Annotated in this window: 13 protein-coding genes; 10 read left to right on the plus strand and 3 right to left on the minus strand. The window is 70.0% G+C overall.

All coding sequences use genetic code 11. The annotated features are described in order from the left end of the window. The first annotated feature begins 223 nt into the window (after nt 1-223). The 3 genes from FB471_RS21155 (at nt 224) to FB471_RS21165 (ending at nt 4,037) form a co-directional block, all read left to right on the plus strand. Nucleotides 224-2,509 carry a sodium-translocating pyrophosphatase gene (locus FB471_RS21155; RefSeq protein WP_142000148.1) on the plus strand — a complete coding sequence of 762 codons (2,286 nt, stop codon included), beginning with the start codon at nt 224-226 and terminating at the stop codon, nt 2,507-2,509. 112 nt (nt 2,510-2,621) lie between these two features. After that, the gene (locus FB471_RS21160; RefSeq protein WP_142000149.1) at nt 2,622-3,278 is read left to right on the plus strand and encodes a hypothetical protein; all 657 of its coding nucleotides are present in this window, start codon (nt 2,622-2,624) and stop codon (nt 3,276-3,278) included. A 129-nt stretch (nt 3,279-3,407) separates the two neighbouring features. Further along, nucleotides 3,408-4,037 (plus strand): hypothetical protein, encoded by a 630-nt coding sequence (locus FB471_RS21165; RefSeq protein WP_142000150.1) that lies wholly within the window; start codon nt 3,408-3,410, stop codon nt 4,035-4,037. A gap of 39 nt (nt 4,038-4,076) precedes the next feature. On the opposite strand, the gene FB471_RS21170 is transcribed toward FB471_RS21165, so the two are convergent. After that, nucleotides 4,077-4,829, minus strand: coding sequence for a MerR family transcriptional regulator (locus FB471_RS21170; RefSeq protein WP_142000151.1), 753 nt, complete (start codon nt 4,827-4,829; stop codon nt 4,077-4,079). Nucleotides 4,830-4,962: 133 nt separating this feature from the next. Here FB471_RS21170 and FB471_RS21175 point away from each other — a divergent pair, with 133 nt between their 5' ends. Further along, nucleotides 4,963-5,559, plus strand: a complete 597-nt coding sequence (locus tag FB471_RS21175; protein WP_142000152.1) for a hypothetical protein — start codon at nt 4,963-4,965, stop codon at nt 5,557-5,559. Between the two features lie 6 nt (nt 5,560-5,565). Here FB471_RS21175 and FB471_RS21180 read toward each other — a convergent pair whose 3' ends face one another. Further along, a complete protein-coding gene (locus FB471_RS21180; protein ID WP_142000153.1) occupies nt 5,566-6,393 on the minus strand; it encodes a S1 family peptidase in 828 nt (275 codons plus the stop codon). A 304-nt stretch (nt 6,394-6,697) separates the two neighbouring features. Here FB471_RS21180 and topA point away from each other — a divergent pair, with 304 nt between their 5' ends. The 6 genes from topA (at nt 6,698) to FB471_RS21210 (ending at nt 15,066) form a co-directional block, all read left to right on the plus strand. Then, nucleotides 6,698-9,502: a type I DNA topoisomerase gene (topA, locus tag FB471_RS21185; protein WP_142000154.1), complete on the plus strand. Its 2,805-nt coding sequence runs from the start codon at nt 6,698-6,700 to the stop codon at nt 9,500-9,502. A 56-nt stretch (nt 9,503-9,558) separates the two neighbouring features. Next, a complete protein-coding gene (locus FB471_RS21190) occupies nt 9,559-10,395 on the plus strand; it encodes an ESX secretion-associated protein EspG (protein ID WP_246076509.1) in 837 nt (278 codons plus the stop codon). Nucleotides 10,396-10,460: 65 nt separating this feature from the next. Continuing rightward, nucleotides 10,461-11,027, plus strand: a complete 567-nt coding sequence (locus tag FB471_RS21195) for a hypothetical protein (protein ID WP_142000155.1) — start codon at nt 10,461-10,463, stop codon at nt 11,025-11,027. 55 nt (nt 11,028-11,082) lie between these two features. Further along, complete coding sequence (locus FB471_RS21200; RefSeq protein ID WP_142000156.1) at nt 11,083-11,517, plus strand: VOC family protein; 435 nt, start codon at nt 11,083-11,085, stop codon at nt 11,515-11,517. Nucleotides 11,518-11,752: 235 nt separating this feature from the next. Beyond that, complete coding sequence (locus tag FB471_RS21205) at nt 11,753-13,876, plus strand: bifunctional MFS transporter/dTMP kinase (protein WP_142002246.1); 2,124 nt, start codon at nt 11,753-11,755, stop codon at nt 13,874-13,876. Beyond that, nucleotides 13,873-15,066, plus strand: a complete 1,194-nt coding sequence (locus FB471_RS21210; protein ID WP_142000157.1) for a DNA polymerase III subunit delta' — start codon at nt 13,873-13,875, stop codon at nt 15,064-15,066. The genes FB471_RS21205 and FB471_RS21210 overlap by 4 nt, the downstream gene beginning before the upstream one ends. 103 nt (nt 15,067-15,169) lie before the next feature. On the opposite strand, the gene FB471_RS21215 is transcribed toward FB471_RS21210, so the two are convergent. Continuing rightward, nucleotides 15,170-16,825, minus strand: coding sequence for a hypothetical protein (locus FB471_RS21215; RefSeq protein WP_211358088.1), 1,656 nt, complete (start codon nt 16,823-16,825; stop codon nt 15,170-15,172). Between the last annotated feature and the right edge of the window lie 135 nt (nt 16,826-16,960).

Below are 16,960 nucleotides of genomic sequence, written 5' to 3' on the forward strand. Positions count from 1 at the left end.
GTAATGACCTGCGCCGACCTGAGCCGACCACCCACGAATCGGCACCGAGCACTCGCTGTTCGTTACTTTGTGTACCGGAATGGGGACGCCTTGCCGGAGCGATCGGTGCTACCAATACACTCCGCCCAACCACACCACCTGTGGTGCATTCCATGCCAGCGTCGGCGCAGCCGTTCGATCGGCGGCCCGTCGCTGACGACAGGCGACGTTTCCAGGAGGACGAATGTCCCGGCATTTCCTCGCGGCGGGCTCCGCGGAGCTCTCCGGAGGTGACTACGGCATCGTGGCCGTGGTCGCCGTGGTCGCCCTTGCCGCACTGGTCATTGGCTACCTACTGCTCAAGGAGGTGCTGGCCGCGGGCCAGGGCACCACCAAGATGCAGGAGATCGCCAAGGCGGTGCAGGAAGGGGCGACCGCCTACCTCAACCGGCAACGGAAGACGCTCGCGATTTTCGGCGCTGTCGTTTTTCTCCTGCTGCTGGTGCTTCCCGCGGAAGATTGGAGTGAGCGGATAGGCCGATCGCTGTTCTTCCTCGTCGGCGCTGTCTTCTCGTTCGCGATCGGTTACCTCGGCATGTGGCTGGCCACCAGGGCCAACCTCCGGGTCGCCGCCGCGGCGAGGGAAGGCGACGGCGCCAGGGAGAAGGCGATGCGGATCGCCTTCCGGACCGGTGGTGTGGTCGGCATGATCACGGTCGGGCTCGGACTCTTCGGCGCGGCGGTGGTCGTGCTGGTGTACGCCGGCCAGGCGCCCAAGGTGCTGGAGGGCTTCGGTTTCGGCGCCGCCCTGATCGCGATGTTCATGCGTGTCGGCGGCGGCATCTTCACCAAGGCCGCAGACGTCGGCGCCGACCTGGTCGGCAAGGTCGAGCAGAACATCCCCGAGGACGACCCGCGCAACGCCGCCACCATCGCCGACAACGTCGGGGACAACGTGGGCGACTGCGCAGGGATGGCGGCCGACCTCTTCGAGTCCTACGCGGTGACCCTGGTCGCCGCGCTGATCCTGGGCAGCGCCGCGTTCGGCACGGCCGGAGCGGGCCTGACCTTCCCGCTGATCATCCCGGCGATCGGGGTGATCACCGCGGTGATCGGTATCTACATCACCAGGGCACGCGCGGGCGAAAGCGGGCTGACGACGATCAACCGCTCGTTCTACATCTCCGCGGTGATCTCCGCGGTGCTCTCGGCTATCGCGGCCTTCGTGTTCCTGCCGGACTCCTTCGCCGAAGCCACCGGCAGCCCGGCCGTGATCGCCACCGTCTCGGTGATCATCGGCATCGTGCTGGCCGGGGTGATCCTCTGGCTCACCGGCTACTACACCGGAACCGAGCACAAGCCGGTCAAGGATGTCGGTAAGAGCTCGGAGACCGGCGCGGCCACGGTCATCCTGTCCGGTATCTCGGTGGGCTTCGAGTCCGCCGTGTACACCGCCCTCGTTGTCGGTGCCGCGGTCTTCGGTGCCTACCTGATCGGCGGCGGGGTCGCGCTGTTCGCCGTGGCGCTGGCCGGAACCGGCCTGCTCACCACGGTCGGCGTGATCGTCGCGATGGACACCTTCGGCCCGGTCTCGGACAACGCGCAGGGCATCGCCGAGATGTCCGGTGACCTCGAAGAGGGCGAGGGCGTGCAGATCCTCACCGAGCTGGACGCCGTCGGCAACACCACCAAGGCGATCACCAAGGGCATCGCGATCTCCACCGCGGTGCTCGCCGCGACCGCGCTGTTCGGCTCCTACTCCGAGTCGATCGAGTCCAAGCTGCGGGAACTGGGGATGACCCTCACCTCCACCGACCTGTTCCTGGACCGGGTTGTCAGCCCGAACACGCTGATCGGTGTGATGATCGGTGCGGCCGTGGTGTTCCTGTTCTCCGGGCTCGCGGTGAACGCGGTCTCCCGCGCGGCAGGCGCCGTGGTCTACGAGGTGCGCAGGCAGTTCCGGGAGATCGCCGGAATCATGGAGGGCACCACCCGCCCCGAGTACGGCAAGGTGGTCGACCTGGTCACCAGGGACTCGCTGCGCGAGCTGACCACCCCGGGTCTGCTGGCGATCTTCGCGCCGATCGCGGTCGGCTTCGGCCTCGGCACCGGCGCGCTGGCCGGGTACCTCGGCGGGGCCATCGCGGCCGGGATGCTGATGGCGGTGTTCCTCGCCAACTCCGGTGGTGCCTGGGACAACGCGAAGAAGCTGGTCGAGGACGGCCACCACGGTGGCAAGAACTCCGAGGCGCACGCGGCCACCGTGATCGGGGACACCGTGGGTGACCCGTTCAAGGACACCGCGGGTCCCGCGATCAACCCGCTGATCAAGGTGATGAACCTGGTCTCGCTGCTGATCGCACCCGCGGTGGTGACCCTCTCGGTCGGGCCGGACGCCTCGGACCCGCTGCGGATCGCGATCGCCGTGGTCTCCGTGTTGATCATCGCGGCGGCGATCGTGGTGTCCAAGCGTCGCGGCAACGCGATCGCCGACACCCCGAGCAACGCGGAGGCGACCAACGCCTCCTGACCCGCGAACGGGCTCGGGCCCGTCACGTCCTGGTGCGTGGCGGGCCCGAGGCTTTCCCGGCCGGGTAGCGTCCGGCACCGGCACACTCGTTCGCCTGGGAGGGACACCGAGCATGAGGTATCGCGTCGGGTCACTGGCAGCCTGCCTTGCCATCCTGCTGACCGGATGTTCCGACGACGAGATCACGGAGCCCCCGACCGGCACACCCGCACCGAGCGAGACGAGTGGCCCGAGCACCTCCGCGCCGGACGGCCCCGCCAGTGGCCGCACGCCGAGCGGCGGGGCCACACCCGAGAACGAGACCGATGCCGCCGACGAGGCCAACGTCGCGTGGATGAACGACTTCTGCGGTGCGCTGACCGAGTTCGCCACCCTCTCCGGTGCGCAGGCCCCGGACATCGCCCCCGGGGACATCGCCGCCGCCAAGCGCACCTTCAGCGACATGCTCGGCCGCTTCGATGGTGCGCTGGGTACCGCGGTGACGAAGCTGGGGGCACTGCCGCCCTCCCCGGTGCCGGAGGGTGACACGAAGAAGCAGGAACTGCTGGACCGGCTCGGGCCGGTACGGCAACAGATCTCCGACGCCAGGAGCAAGCTGGACGCGGCGCGGGGCGACGATCAACAGGCGTTGATCGAGGCGGTGGGCAGCGTTCAGGAGGCGAGCACGGCACTGGCCGAGATCGGGAACCCACTCGGGCTGGTGGACGGAATTCCCGCACTACGGGACGCGGGGCGCCATGCCCCGAACTGCGCAGACTTACAAAAGTAACTCTCCGCAATCGGCGTGGTATCAGTCAGGTACTGCGCGACTTGCGAAGCTTGCTGGGATCGGTACCGTCAACACGGCTGTGCTCACGGTGCGTAAGGAGGTGTCGGCGTGCGGCCGCGGAGTTCCGGTTTGGCGGCAGTGGTGGGACTGGCGACGGTGCTGTGCCTGGTACTCACCGGATGCGGCCGGCAATCGCCGGAGGCCGGCCCGGCGGACGGGCAGGAGGCACGCCGTGTTCCCGGCAGCACCACCTCCGGCGCGCCCAGCCAGGAGCGGCTGCACCGGGAGCGCGCCACGACCGAATGGGTCGACGGTTACTGCACTGCGGTCGGTGCCCTCGTGGACTCGATGTCCTCGATTCCGGAGATCGATCCGAGTAGCCCGCGGCGGGCCTCCCGGACCTCCAGCCGGCTGCTCGGCGCGGTGATCGGTGGCCTGGATCGGACCCTGAGCAACCTGAACGGCCTGGCGCCGGCCCCGGTTCCGAGCGGGGACACGATGAAGGTCAAGGCGGTCGCCGACTACACCCGTATCCGGGAGCGGGCGGTGAGTGCCAAGGAACAGCTGGACGCCGCCGGCAGGGACGACGCCCGGCATGCCGCCATCGAGGCGGTCGACGGACCGCTGGAGGACCTCGGCGAGGTCAACCTGCTCGAGGGCATCGGCTCCACCCCGGAGTTGGCCGCGGCGAGCAGGCGGGCGGCCACCTGCCGCGAGCTCATCGAGCAGGACCCGAGTCCCCGTCTCGGTCCGGCGTAGGAACCGGGCGGGGGATCCGCGGCTCGCCCGTCCCCGTTCCTACAGCCGCCGCCCGGCGTAGGCGGCCATCGCCTCGCGCAGGTACGCGGCCAGGCCCGGCGCGGTCTCGTCGATGTTGGCGGTGAACCGCTCGTCATCGACGTACAGCTGACCGAGACCGGTGTAGGACTCGCGATCCGGCGTCCAGAAGTGGCAGATCCACCGGTAGTGCGCGTCGGTGGCCTCGATCGTGCGCGGGTCGTCGGCGGGCACGCCGTCCCGCATCAACTCGGCGAGCTCGGCCGATGCCGCGGCACCCTCCCGCTGCACGGCCTCCCACTTCTCCGCTGACCAACCCTTGACCCGCTCGTGCGATTCGCGCGCGCCGCTGCCCCAGCGCCGCTCCGCCTCCTGGGCGTGGCGTTCGGCCTGTTCGGAGTCCCTGGCGAAGCCCCGGTACAGATTTTCCGCGTTCATGTCCTTCCCTCCTTCCAGCTTCTCGATGGTGTGCCGCACGGTCGTGGCGAGCCGGTCGAACCGGTCCCGCTCGGCCAGCAACCACTCGTGGTGCAGCCGGAGCGCGTCCAGCTGGTCGGTCTGCCGGTCGAGGACGTCTCCGATCGTGTCCAGCCCGAGCCCGAGCTCCCGCAACACCCGGATCTGCTGCAGGCGCAGCAACTGCTCCCGCTCGTAGTAGCGGTAACCGTTGCCACCGATATGGGCCGGCCTGAGCAGGCCGATCTCGTCGTAGTGCCGCAACGTCCTCGACGTCACCTTGGCCATTCGCGCGACCTGCACGATCGAGTAAGCCATGTCGACCTCCGTGCGGATGAACCTCCTTCCGGCTCACCTCGACGACGTTAGAGATTGACGCTACGTCAACTTCAAACCAGTTCGTCGTACGTCACGGCTATACTGTCTCGAACGGGTGTTCTATCCTCTGCGTGTGGACCAGATCTCGTTCTTCTCCGCCGAGGCCCGCGGCCCGCGAGCCGGGGATCTCGCGGGCGTGCTGTGTGGTCACGGGCAGGTCGTGAGCTTCGGGCGCACCGCGGCCCGGCTCTCGGTCGAGCTGGGGGAGGGCCTGCGCGCGCGGGCACTGGCCATGGAGTGTGGGCGGCGCGGGGTGACCGCCGAGGTCACCAGCTCGGCGGAGGGGCAGCCGCTGGTCCGTACGCCGTTCCGGGTCGACCTGTTGCCGCTGGCCGACGACTGGTGCGCGGGCGAGGGCAAGGAGGTGCCGGGGCGGTTCCTGCTGGACGGACCCACCCTGCGGATGTGGGTGCTGGCCTGCGGGATCCCCACCGAACGCGGCTACCTGCTCCCGCTCGACCCGGAGGCGCCGGACACCCACGATCCGCTTTCCGCGGCGCTGGGCACGATCGGCCTGCCGGCCCAGCGGGTCGGCCCCAAGGCGGGCGGCCCCGCCCTTCGCGTCACCGGCAGGCGGCGCCTTGCCACCCTCGAGGAACTGGTCGGCCGCCCGCCCGCCGGTGCCGAACCTCTCTGGCCCACCCCGAACCCCCTCCGTCGGGCCGGCTGACCGGGTTCAGGAGGGGAGATGGCAGTCGGGACGAGTGAGGTCGATCCGGCTGCCCGCGATCAGGCAGCCGTAGAAGCGGTAGGTCTGCTGCCCGTAGTTGGTGCCGTGCCGGACGGTGACGTTGCCGTGCTCGTCGACCTCGCACGGGTTGTTCAAGGTGCAGCGCTGACCGTCCTCGTTGCCGGTGTTGTTCACCCCGACGACCTCGCCGCTGTCCCGGTCGATGATGGGCGAACCCGACGTGCCGCCGATGGTGTCGCAGCTGGGCGTGTACCGGATCGAGTCGCGCCAGGTCCAGCCGGCCTCACGCAGCTCGTGCACGAACCCGTCCACCGTGCAGGAGTAGATCCGCTTCCAGTATCCGGACACCACGCTGATCGCGGTGCCCTCGTCGGCCGTGGCGGAGGCCAGCCGCAACGGCCGAACTCCGTAGGCCTGCTCCAACTCGGCGTAACTGCGCCGCAGCCGGTACAGCGAGACATCTGTCTCGGTCATCGTCGCGTAGACCAGCCTGCTCGCTCGCAGCGTGCCCAACTCACCCCGGCCGTCCGCGGTGAGCAGCCGGAACTGTCGCTGGGACGGCCGGTCGATGATTACCTCACCCGGTTCCGGGAAACCCGCCTGCAGGCAGTGCCCGTTGGAAAGGACGAGTGCCGGGTCATCGGCCGCCGCCCCGGCGAGGCGCACCACCGAGCCGGAGCAGTTGGACAGCGCGACCGTGGCCCGGAAGTCGACTTCGGCCCGGGCGGTCACGGTGGCGGCCGCGGGCGACGGCACCAGGAGGAGCGCCCCGAGCAGGGCCGTGAGGAGGGCGGTCAGCCATCGGCGGGTCATGCCTTGACTCCTTATCGGTTCCGGGGACGGTTGCGGGTAACAATAGGTGAGGTGTGCACCGACGAACGGAGGGTATTCGTCCGGCTACCGAAGCCCCCAGCGCGGACGAGTCGGACATCACGTGCTAGGTGTGGAAAAGAAACATCGCCGGGCTCGCGGCCGATGCGCCCCATACGTGGTGGCCACCGGACGCGGTACCTGAGCGGAGGTCACCGGCAAGTGCGGTGCACACTGGCTGGTCGAACAGGCTGGTCGAACTAGTGTCGCCATCGCGGCGAGATGATTGAGCGGAGAGCAGGACAGCGTGGCTGGATCGGCACGGACCAAGAACTCTGGATCGAATGGCGCCGGTCGTCGACGGCTGGTGATCGTCGAGTCCCCGACCAAGGCCCGCAAGATCGCGCCCTATCTCGGCCGGGACTACGTGGTCGAATCCTCCCGCGGGCACATCAGGGACCTCCCGCGTGGCGCCGCCGACGTGCCTGCCAAGTACAAGGGCCAGCCCTGGGCAAGGCTCGGCGTGGACGTGGACAACGACTTCGAGCCGCTCTACGTCGTGTCGCCGGACAAGAAGGCGACCGTGACCGAGCTGAAAGGCCTGCTCAAGGACGTCGACGAGCTCTACCTCGCCACCGACCCCGACCGCGAGGGTGAGGCCATCGCCTGGCACCTGCTGGAGGCACTCAAACCCAAGGTGCCGGTGCGCAGGATGGTGTTCCACGAGGTCACCGAGCAGGCCATCCGCTCGGCGGCGGAGAGCACCAGGGAGCTCGACCCCGACCTGGTGGACGCCCAGGAGACCAGGCGCATCCTGGACCGGCTCTACGGCTACGAGGTCTCCCCGGTGCTGTGGAAGAAGGTCATGCCGAAGCTCTCGGCAGGCCGGGTGCAGTCGGTGGCCACCCGTATCGTGGTCGAGCGGGAACGCGAGCGGATGCGGTTCACCTCGGCCTCCTACTGGGACATCGCCGCCACGATGGACGCCGGCGCGGACGCCTCGCCACGGACCTTCCCGGCCAGGCTGGTCCAGGTGGACGGCGACCGGTTGGCCACCGGAAGGGACTTCGGCGCGGACGGGCAGCTGACCGCCGCGGCCGCGAAGAAGGACGTCCGGGTGCTGGTGGAGGCGGACGCGAACCGCCTCGCCGAGGCGCTGCGCGGGCAGGACTTCGCGGTCACCAGCGTCGAGGAGAAGCCCTACACCCGGCGGCCGTACGCCCCGTTTATGACCTCCACCCTGCAGCAGGAGGCAGGTCGCAAGCTGCGGTTCTCCTCCGAGCGCACCATGCGGATCGCGCAGCGGTTGTACGAGAACGGCTACATCACGTACATGCGTACCGACTCGACCACCCTCTCCGAGGCGGCGATCTCGGCGGCGCGCGACCAGGCGACCGAGCTGTACGGCTCCTCCCACGTCTCGCCCAAGCCGCGGCAGTACACCCGCAAGGTGAAGAACGCGCAGGAGGCACACGAGGCGATCCGGCCGGCGGGCGAGGTCTTCCGCACGCCCGGCCAGGTCGCCAGTGAGCTGGAGAGTGACGAGTTCCGGCTGTACGAGATGATCTGGCAGCGCACCATCGCCTCCCAGATGGCCGACGCCAAGGGCACCACGATGTCGGTGCGGATCAGCGGTACCGCAAGTAGCGGGGAGGAGTGCGCCTTCGCGGCCTCCGGGCGCACCATTACCTTCGCCGGCTTCCTCAAGGCCTACGTCGAGGCCGTGGACAGCGAGGCGGGCGGCGAGGCCGACGACAAGCAGAGCAGGCTGCCGCAGCTGCGCGAGGACCAGCAGGTGTCGGCGACCGAGCTGACCCCGGACGGCCACGCCACCTCGCCACCCCCGCGTTACAGCGAGCCGAGCCTGGTCAGCAAGCTCGAGGAACTGGGTATCGGCAGGCCCTCGACCTACTCCTCGATCATCAAGACCATCCAGGACCGCGGCTACGTGTGGAAGAAGGGTTCCGCGCTGGTGCCGTCCTGGGTCGCCTTCTCCGTGGTCGGGCTGCTGGAGCGGCACTTCGAGCGCCTGGTGGACTACGACTTCACCGCGGCCATGGAGGACGAGCTGGACCGCATCGCCGCGGGTGACGAGCAGCGCACCCGGTGGCTTTCCACCTTCTACTTCGGCGGCGACACCGGCGCGGACGGCTCCGTGGGCCGGCTCGGCGGGCTGAAGAAGCTGGTCGGTGCCGGGGTGGAGGACATCGACGCCCGTGAGATCAACTCCATCCCGCTGTTCACCGACGAGAACGAGAACACGGTGGTGGTGCGGGTCGGCCGGTACGGACCGTACCTCGAGCGCGAGGTCGACGGCAGCTCGCAGCGCGCCAACCTGCCCGACGACCTGCCGCCGGACGAGCTGACCCCGGAGATCGCGGAGAAGCTCTTCGCCACCCCGCAGGAGGGCCGCTCGCTGGGCACCGACCCGGAGACCGGGCACGAGATCGTCGCCAAGGAAGGCCGGTTCGGCCCGTACGTCACCGAGATCCTGCCGGAGCCCCAGGAGGCCGAGGGCGAGACCAAGAAGAGCAGCAAGGCGAAGAAGCCCAAACCGCGCACCGGTTCGCTGCTCAAGTCGATGTCCATCGAGGACATCACCCTGGACGACGCGCTCAAGCTGCTCTCGTTGCCGAGGGTGGTCGGCACGGACCCGGAGTCCGGCGAGGAGATCACCGCGCAGAACGGGCGCTACGGGCCGTACCTGAAGAAGGGAACCGACTCCCGGTCACTGGCCACCGAGGAGCAGATCTTCGACATCACGCTGGAGGAGGCACTGAAGCTCTACGCCGAGCCGAAGCGGCGCGGCAGGCAGGCGGTGGCGAAGCCGCCGCTGAAGGAGTTCGGCAACGACCCCGCCTCCGGCAAGCCGATGGTGGTGAAGGACGGCCGGTTCGGTCCCTATGTCACCGACGGTGAGTACAACGCCTCGCTGCGCCGCTCGGACAGCGTGGAGGAGCTGACCGAGGAGCGGGCCGCCGAGCTGCTCGCGGAGAAGCGGGCCAAGGGGCCGGCGCCGAAGAAGCGCTCGTCCTCCACCCGCAAGAAGGCGTCCAGCGGCACCAAGAGCGGCACCGGCGGCAGCACCGCCAAGTCCAAATCCAAGTCCTGACCTGCGATCGAACGTACGTTCGAGAAATTGTCGGTGGTGCCCGGTCTAATGGCCGGGTGACCGAGACGACAGGGACGACAGCAAGCCGGACGACAGCAAGCCCGACAGCCCACACCCCCCACACCCGGAGCCGGCGCGAGACGGTCTTCGAGCTCCTCGACGAGGTCCTCGCGCCGCTGGACAGCGCGGTGCCGGAGCGGCCGTCGCCGATGGAGTTCCTCGACCCGGAGTTCCGGCTGCCCGCGGCACTGCGGGAGGGGCCGCCACCGGACACCGGTGACCTGGCCGCGGAGGCCGAGCAGTACACCAAGGTCGTCGGCGATATGGCGGCCATGGGGCTGCTGCCGGAGGGCGAGGTGACCCCGGCCGCCGTGGCGCTGTACCGCACGCTGCGGGCAGGGCATATCCGCGGCGTGGTGACCGGTGTGTTCGCCGATCGCGCCGAGCCGCTCCAGGTGCGGTTCTTCGGTGACCGGGACTGCGCCACCGTGCTGAACGTGGTCGGCGGCGAGGTACTGCTGCGCAGCGGTTCCCTGCGCGGGTTGCCGCAGTGGGCCTTCGACGACATCCGCGACGTACCGCGCGGGCCGGGTGGATTCGTCGAGCTACACGCCGACGAGCACGGGGGCCTGCCGGAGGAGGCGGCGGACACGGTGGAGATGATCAGGCGGAGCACGGCCCGGCCGCGACACGGCACGGTGCTGGTCGAGCTCATCGTGCGGGACCGGGTTCGAGTCGAGTACCCGCGGGGCGCCTTCGTGCTGTTCGACAACGATATCGGGCGGTACTTCCTCGGCACCTCGGTCAGCGAGCGCGGGCACTGGGTACTGCAATACGCGCCCGCGGGGCGAGCGCATGCCGAACGGTGGGTCGAACATGCGGCGCTGGGCTGACGGATACGGGCGTTCACCCGCTACCCTGGCGGGTGAAGCTGACGTTGCGCAGGGGAGTGGTGACGGTGGGACAGGCTCAGTTCGACCCGGACGGGACCCAGTCGCCGCCCCCGCCGCCCGCCTTCAACGACCCGCTGGCCGGCCTGGTCACCGGCAGCGACGCCGGAATCGGTGCCAGGGCCACCCCGGACGACGAGGTGGAAGTCGAGATCGCCTCCCCGGTGGAGCCGGACCCCGAGGTGGTGCGCGACATGGTGGACGCGGCGCTGACCAGCGAGCGCGACGAGGAACTGTTCAGCAGGCTCCGGGGCGAGGACCGCAAGAACAAGCAGCAGGAGCCTGCCCAGCCGGCGGAGTCCGGCACCACCGAGTCGGGTGCGCAGGCGCCCACACCCACCGCCGGGATGCTTCCCGCGCAGCAACAACGGGCCTGGCCCGGCCAGCCGCAGTTGATGCAGGCGTTCCGGCCGCGGCACCGGGACGAGCGCGAGCCGAAGCCTCAGCCGGTGCGCAAGCCGTCCAGCGGCTCCGCGGGGCTCGGGATCGCGGTCGTGTTGCTGGTGATCTTCGGCGTGCTGGTGATCCAGCTACTGTCCAGCCTGTTCGACAGCTTCTCCGGCGTCTTCAACTAAGGCGTGTCTCCCAGCCGGGATCTCGGTGAACAGCATGCGCAAGTATGGTGGCCCGATGGTGTCGGTCAAGCAGTTCCAGGTCACCTTCGACTGCGCAGAACCCGAGCGCGTCGCTCGTTTCTGGTGCGAGGTGTTGGGGTACGTCGTACCGCCGCCGCCGGAGGGGTTTGCCACGTGGGACGACGTCGATCGCTCGTTGCCGCCTGAGCGTCAGGGTGCGGCGTTCGTCTGCATTGATCCCTCAGGTGTGGGCCCGCGACTGTTCTTCCAGCGCGTTCCCGAAAGCAAGGCCGTCAAGAATCGGCTGCACCTCGACGTGCGGGTCGGCACCGGGCTCGTGGGTGAAGAGCGCCTCGCGGCACTCGAGGCCGAGTGCGCACGTCTGGTCGCGCTCGGCGCGGTACGCGTGCGACTACTGCTTGCCGACGGCAACGAGGAGTCCTGCATCGTGATGCAGGACATCGAGGGCAACGAGTTCTGTCTCGACTGAGGGCCGCGAACCTGTCCTCGTTCGTTCCCCAGCACACGCCCTGGCGAACGACCCGCTTACCGGCTGCGGTGCGACCGCGCCGCGATTACCGTCCGGCGGTACCGGTCACCGGCCCGGCGGTTGGCTTGGTTGCTCTCGGGATACCCTGACTACACGTACGGGGGATTGCGGAGCGGCGGCCCGGTCGGCGCGGTCGCGAGCGGCCGTCGGAGACACGACTTTGCGGGGTGGGCGCATTAGCGACGAAGCGGGGGCGGCGAGCAGCGCGGGTGCGGACGGCGACGCGTCCGGCGCCTCCACGGTCTACCGGATCCGTCGCGTGCTGGCGATCCCGCCGTTTCGCCGGCTGTGGGCCGTCACCTACCTGTGCAGCGTGGCCGACTGGCTCGCCCTGCTCGCGCTGACCGGCCTGGTCACCAAGTTCACCGACAACTACGCCGCGCAGAACTTCGCCTTCGCCGGGGTCGTACTCACCAACCTGCTGCCCGGCCTGCTGTTCGCCCCGCTCGGCGGGCTGCTGGCGGACAAGTTCGACCGCCGCAAGATCATGATCGTAGCGGACCTGTTCCGCTGCGCGCTGCTGCTGTCCATCGCGCTGGTCGGCAGCACGTGGTGGCTGTTCATCGGCAACTTCCTTGTCGGTTCCGCGGCGATGATGTGGATCCCTTCCAAGGACGCGGCGGTGCCGAACCTGCTGCGCCGCCCGGACCAGGTGGAGACGGCAAACCAGCTCGGCATGGTGATGACCTACGGGCTCGCCGTGGTCACCGGCGCCGGGCTCTACTCGATCCTGACCGGTATCCAGACCACCTTTCACCTGCCGCCGGACGTGCTCGGTGAGTTCGGCATCGCCAAGGTGGTCGTGGTGCTCAACGGCCTGCTCTACCTGGGCAGCGCGCTGCTACTCACCCGCATCCCCGAGCTCTCCCTGCGCAACGTGCACCCGGTGCCCAGTACCGGCGCGGCGCCGAAACCCGTCGTCGAGGCGACCTCCACCGGCCTGCTCGGCATGGTCCGCGACGCAGGCAAGTTCATCCGCAGCACCCCGCTGGTCCGCGGGCTGCTGATCGGCATGGTCGGCGCCTTCGCCGCGGGCGGCGCGGTGATCGGCTCGGCCAAGCCGTACTCCTCCAGCCTGGGCGGCGGGGACGCCGCGTTCGGCCTGCTGTTCGTCGCGGTGTTCCTGGGGGCGGCGGTCGGTCTCGCCGGCGCGCCGAAACTGGCCAAGCGACTGCCGCACGACCGGCTGTTCGGGGTCGGCATCGTGCTTGCCGGTCTGGCCCTGATCGTGGTGGCGCTGGCCCCGCACCTTGCGGTGGCCCTGGTGGCCGTGGCCGTGGTCGGTGCCTGCGCGGGCGGGGCGTTCCTGACCGGCGTCACCATCATCGGCTCGCAGATCGACGACGCCATCCGCGGCCGGATCAACTCCATCTACCAGGCCGCGCTGAAGCTGATCGTGTTCGGCGCGACCGCGACTGTTCCGCTGCTGATCGGCCTGGTCAGGCCGCAGGTGGTCAGCGTATGGGGCAATCCGATCATCATCGACGGCACCCGACCGGTGCTGCTGGGCGGCGGGTTGCTCGCTGCCCTGGTCGGGGTGATCGCCTACCGGCAGATGGACTCCCGGCGCACCGAGCCGATCCTGGCCGATCTGCGCAACGCGATCCGGCGCCGGCCGCGCCGGGTGAACGGACTGCTGATCGCGCTGGAGGGGACCACGGCGACCGACACCGCCGCGCAGGCCGCCCGGCTGGCCGGGTGGCTGCGCTCCTCCAGCCCGCGCCAGGTGGTGCTGGCAGCCGACCCCGCGCTGGACGACGATCGGCTCGCCTCCCTGGTCTCCGGGGCCTCGCTGACCGGGGCGCGGGCGCAGGCGCTCGCCGCGGCCGCGGTACGAGCGGACATCGTGGAGCGGGATGTGCGGCCCGCGCTGGACGGCGGGGCGATCGTGGTGATGGAACGGTTCGTGGACTCGCCGCTGGCGCATCTGTCCGCGGTGGCCGGGTTGGACACCGCGGAGTTGGAGGGCCTTGCCGACTGGGCGACCAACCGGCTGCGCCCCGATGTCACCGTCCTGCTGGACGCCGGGCCTGCCCCGGCGACCGCGAGCAGGGTGGCCTCGCACGAGGGCCACTGGCAGGTGCAGAATCTGCTCGCCGAGATGGCGGCGGCGGATCCGGACCGGTACGTCGTGGTGGATGCCGAGGGCACTGAGGACGAGGTGGGTGAGCGCGTGCGGACCGCGGTAGGGGCGGTACTGGCCGGAAGGCGGCTCGGTTTCCAGCCGCGGGACACTGCCGAGGAAGCGGCCGAGACAGCGGGGGCTGCCGAGCAGCGGCGCACGGAGGCCTCGTCGTGACGCGCACGGTCTGGGCCCAGCTGGTGGGGCAGGAACCCGCGATCGAGGTGCTGTCCGCGGCGGCCGACTCGGCTGCCGCGCTGGTGTCCGGCGCGTCCACCGACTCCGGTGCGATGACCCATGCCTGGCTGCTCACCGGCCCGCCCGGTTCGGGTCGTTCGGTGGCCGCGCGTACCTTCGCGGCGGCGTTGCAGTGCACGAGCGGCACCGGCTGCGGCGACTGCACCGGTTGCCGGACAGCGCTGTCCGGCTCCCATGCCGATGTGCGGCTGGTGGTGCCGGAAGGCCTGTCCATCTCGGTGGCGGAGATGCGCGCACTGGTGCAGGCCGCGGCGCGTAAGCCGACCACGGGGCAGTGGCAGGTCGTGATCATCGAGGATGCCGACCGGCTTACCGAAGGGGCGGCGAACGCGCTGCTCAAGGCGGTCGAGGAGCCACCGGATCGCACGGTCTTCCTGCTCTGCGCGCCCTCGGACCACCCGGAGGACATCACGGTGACGATCCGTTCGCGCTGCCGGCTGGTGAGCCTGCGCACGCCGCCGAGGGCGGCCATCGCGCAGGTGCTCACCGAGCGGGATGGCATCGAACCGGAACTGGCCGAGTGGGCGGCCGCCGTGTGCGGTGGGCATGTCGGCAGGGCACGCCGGCTGGCCACGGACCCGAGTGCCCGCGAGCGCCGGGCGGCGGTGCTGCGGATCCCGCTCGGGTTGCGCCGGGCGGGCGACGTCTTCACCTGCGCGGACGACCTGATCAAAACCGCCGAGGCGGATGCCACCGAGGAGAGCAAGGCCAAGGACGAGGCCGAGCAGGAGGCCGTGCGCACCGCGATGGGTGCCGGCGGCAGCGGCAAGGGTGTCGCCTCGGCGAAACGGGCCGCCGACGCCGCCGTCAAGCAACTGGAGAAGCGGCAGAAGTCGCGGGCGACCAGGACCCAGCGAGACACCCTCGACCTGGCCCTTGTGGATCTCGCCGCCTTCTACCGGGACGTGCTGGTCACTGCCAGCCGGTCCGGCGCCGCCCTGATGCACCCGGACCGAGCCGGGGACAGCGCGCGGGCCGCGGCCGAGTGGTCGCCGGTCTCCACGCTGCGCCGCCTGGAGGCGGTACTCGCCTGCCGCGAGGCGATCGAGTGGAACGTGAAACCGCGGATCGCGGTGGAGGCCATGGTGACCACCCTGCGTCAGGGCTGATCAGCCCGGACGCGCGGGTTCAGCCGCGGCCGGTTCCCGCCTGCCCGGCACCGCCTGAGCCGAGGGGCGAGGGCCGTGCCCTCGCCCCTCGGCCGGTCACCCGTTACGAGCGTGGACGTGGCGACGGCTTGACCGGGTCGGCTGCCGTGCTCACCCGCCTGCGCCCCGGCAGGGCCGCGACCAGCACCACACCCACCAGCAGCAGGCCCGTGCCGGTCCAGAAGATCGGCACCGTGGAGTACGCGGCGCTGGTCTGCGCCAGCTTGTCCGGCACACCGGGTGCGTCACCGCCGCCGGGCGGCGGGCCCGGCTGCTTGGTGGTTCCGCATTCCACCCCGCCCTCGGGGGCGTAGGCCCTGGCGATCTGCTCACCGAGGGAAAGCTGGGCGAGCGAGGAGGGCAGCTTGTCCGCGGCGGCCTCCGGCAGCGCGTCCTTCAGCAGCTTGGTGGGCAGCACCTGCAGGTCGAGCAGCCGGGCCGAGGCGCCGAGCTGGTAGCCCTTGAACGGGTCGGTCATGTCCATGGACTGCTCGTTCAGCTGCGCAATGGACAGCCGCAGTACCCCGAGGTCCAGCACGAAGCCCTTGGCCGCTTCGGTGATCGGCTTGGTCACGTTCTCGGCCAGCTCGGCAAGGCCACCGATGACCGGAACGTCCTTGATCTCCTTGAAGCCGGGGATATCCCGGATCCCGGGCAGCGGGATACCGATCGGGACGTCCTGGGTCGGGTTGGCCGCGTCCAGGGTGAACAGCACCTCGCCGCCCCGTTCCACGGTCAGCACCGGGGCCTTGTACTCGACGGTCGAGGTGTCCTTGTTCCCGGTGGAGGTGACGGTCAACGTGGGCTGGCTGGCCACCTTGATGGTCAGGCCGAGCGGGGTGCCCTTCAGGATGTTGATGTCCGCGGCCTGCATGGTCGAGACGGACTGCACGGCCTTGCGGTCCGAGTCCGGGATATCCACCAGCCGGACCGTGGACCGGGAGGACAGCGTGTTCGGCAGGCTGATCAGCGAGCCGCTGCCGTCGCCCTTCGGCTTGTCCCCTCCGGAGAGCAGGCCGCCCAGGCTGGCCAACGGCCCCGGCAACTCGCCGAGGGTCTGCTTCAGGTCATCGCCGGCCTCGGTGAGCTCGCCCGCCTCCGGCATCGAAGGGATGACGTTCAGCACGGACAGGCTGGCCAGCGAGGTGGAGGCATCGGCGATGGTGCCCACACACGGGCCCAGCTCCGGGCTCCAGCGTGCGTGTGCCTTGCCGTTCAGCAGGCCCACGTTCAGCAGCGGGTTCGGCGGGGCGTTCAGCCCGCCGGTGATCGGTTCCGGGTTGTCCGGCAACGCGGTCTGCACCAGCGAGCCCGGCAGTTGCGGCGCGTTCCCGGCCACCGAGGCGCCGAACGGGGACGCCTGCGCGATCGACCGCTCGTAGGCCAGGTAGGCCTCGGAGTTGGCCTGAGCGCTGGACAGGCCGAGCCCGCCCTCGAAGGCAGCCTGCTTCGGCAGCTCGTCCGACATCTCGTCGATGATCGCGCTGGTCGGCACCGCGTCCGGCAGCAGCCGCAGCACGCCGAGCCCGGTGCCCGCGTCGCCGACGGCCTTACCGGTCGGCTGCACGTTCGGCGGCGAGGAGATCGGTGGCTGGCCCGGATCCTCCGGCTGCGGAATCGGCGTCGTGGGAATCTCCTGCGCCATGGCGGGCACGGCGGGCAGGGCAAGCACGGCAGCCGTCACGGGGAGTGCCAGCAGGCGGGGCAGGCGTCCGCGCATATGCAGAGTCCTCCTGATAGGCCGGGTCAGTCGACTGAGACTGACGTCATAGCAGGCTAACGACGGTGGGGGCTGAAAGTGACGCGGAGTGTTGCCGCTACACTCTCCAATCGAGGGACGGGCACTGCTCGTCCA

The sequence above is a fragment of the Amycolatopsis cihanbeyliensis genome (assembly GCF_006715045.1).
In the GTDB taxonomy this organism is placed as follows: Bacteria; Actinomycetota; Actinomycetes; order Mycobacteriales; family Pseudonocardiaceae; genus Amycolatopsis; species Amycolatopsis cihanbeyliensis.

Bases quoted from the DNA above. Each gene is read 5' to 3' on its own strand.
- FB471_RS21155 (WP_142000148.1), top strand. From the start codon at position 224: ATGTCCCGGCATTTCCTCGCGGCGGGCTCCGCGGAGCTCTCCGGAGGT.
- FB471_RS21160 (WP_142000149.1), top strand. From the start codon at position 2,622: ATGAGGTATCGCGTCGGGTCACTGGCAGCCTGCCTTGCCATCCTGCTG.
- FB471_RS21170 (WP_142000151.1), bottom strand. From the start codon at position 4,829: ATGGCTTACTCGATCGTGCAGGTCGCGCGAATGGCCAAGGTGACGTCG.
- FB471_RS21180 (WP_142000153.1), bottom strand. From the start codon at position 6,393: ATGACCCGCCGATGGCTGACCGCCCTCCTCACGGCCCTGCTCGGGGCG.
- FB471_RS21200 (WP_142000156.1), top strand. From the start codon at position 11,083: ATGGTGTCGGTCAAGCAGTTCCAGGTCACCTTCGACTGCGCAGAACCC.
- FB471_RS21215 (WP_211358088.1), bottom strand. From the start codon at position 16,825: ATGCGCGGACGCCTGCCCCGCCTGCTGGCACTCCCCGTGACGGCTGCC.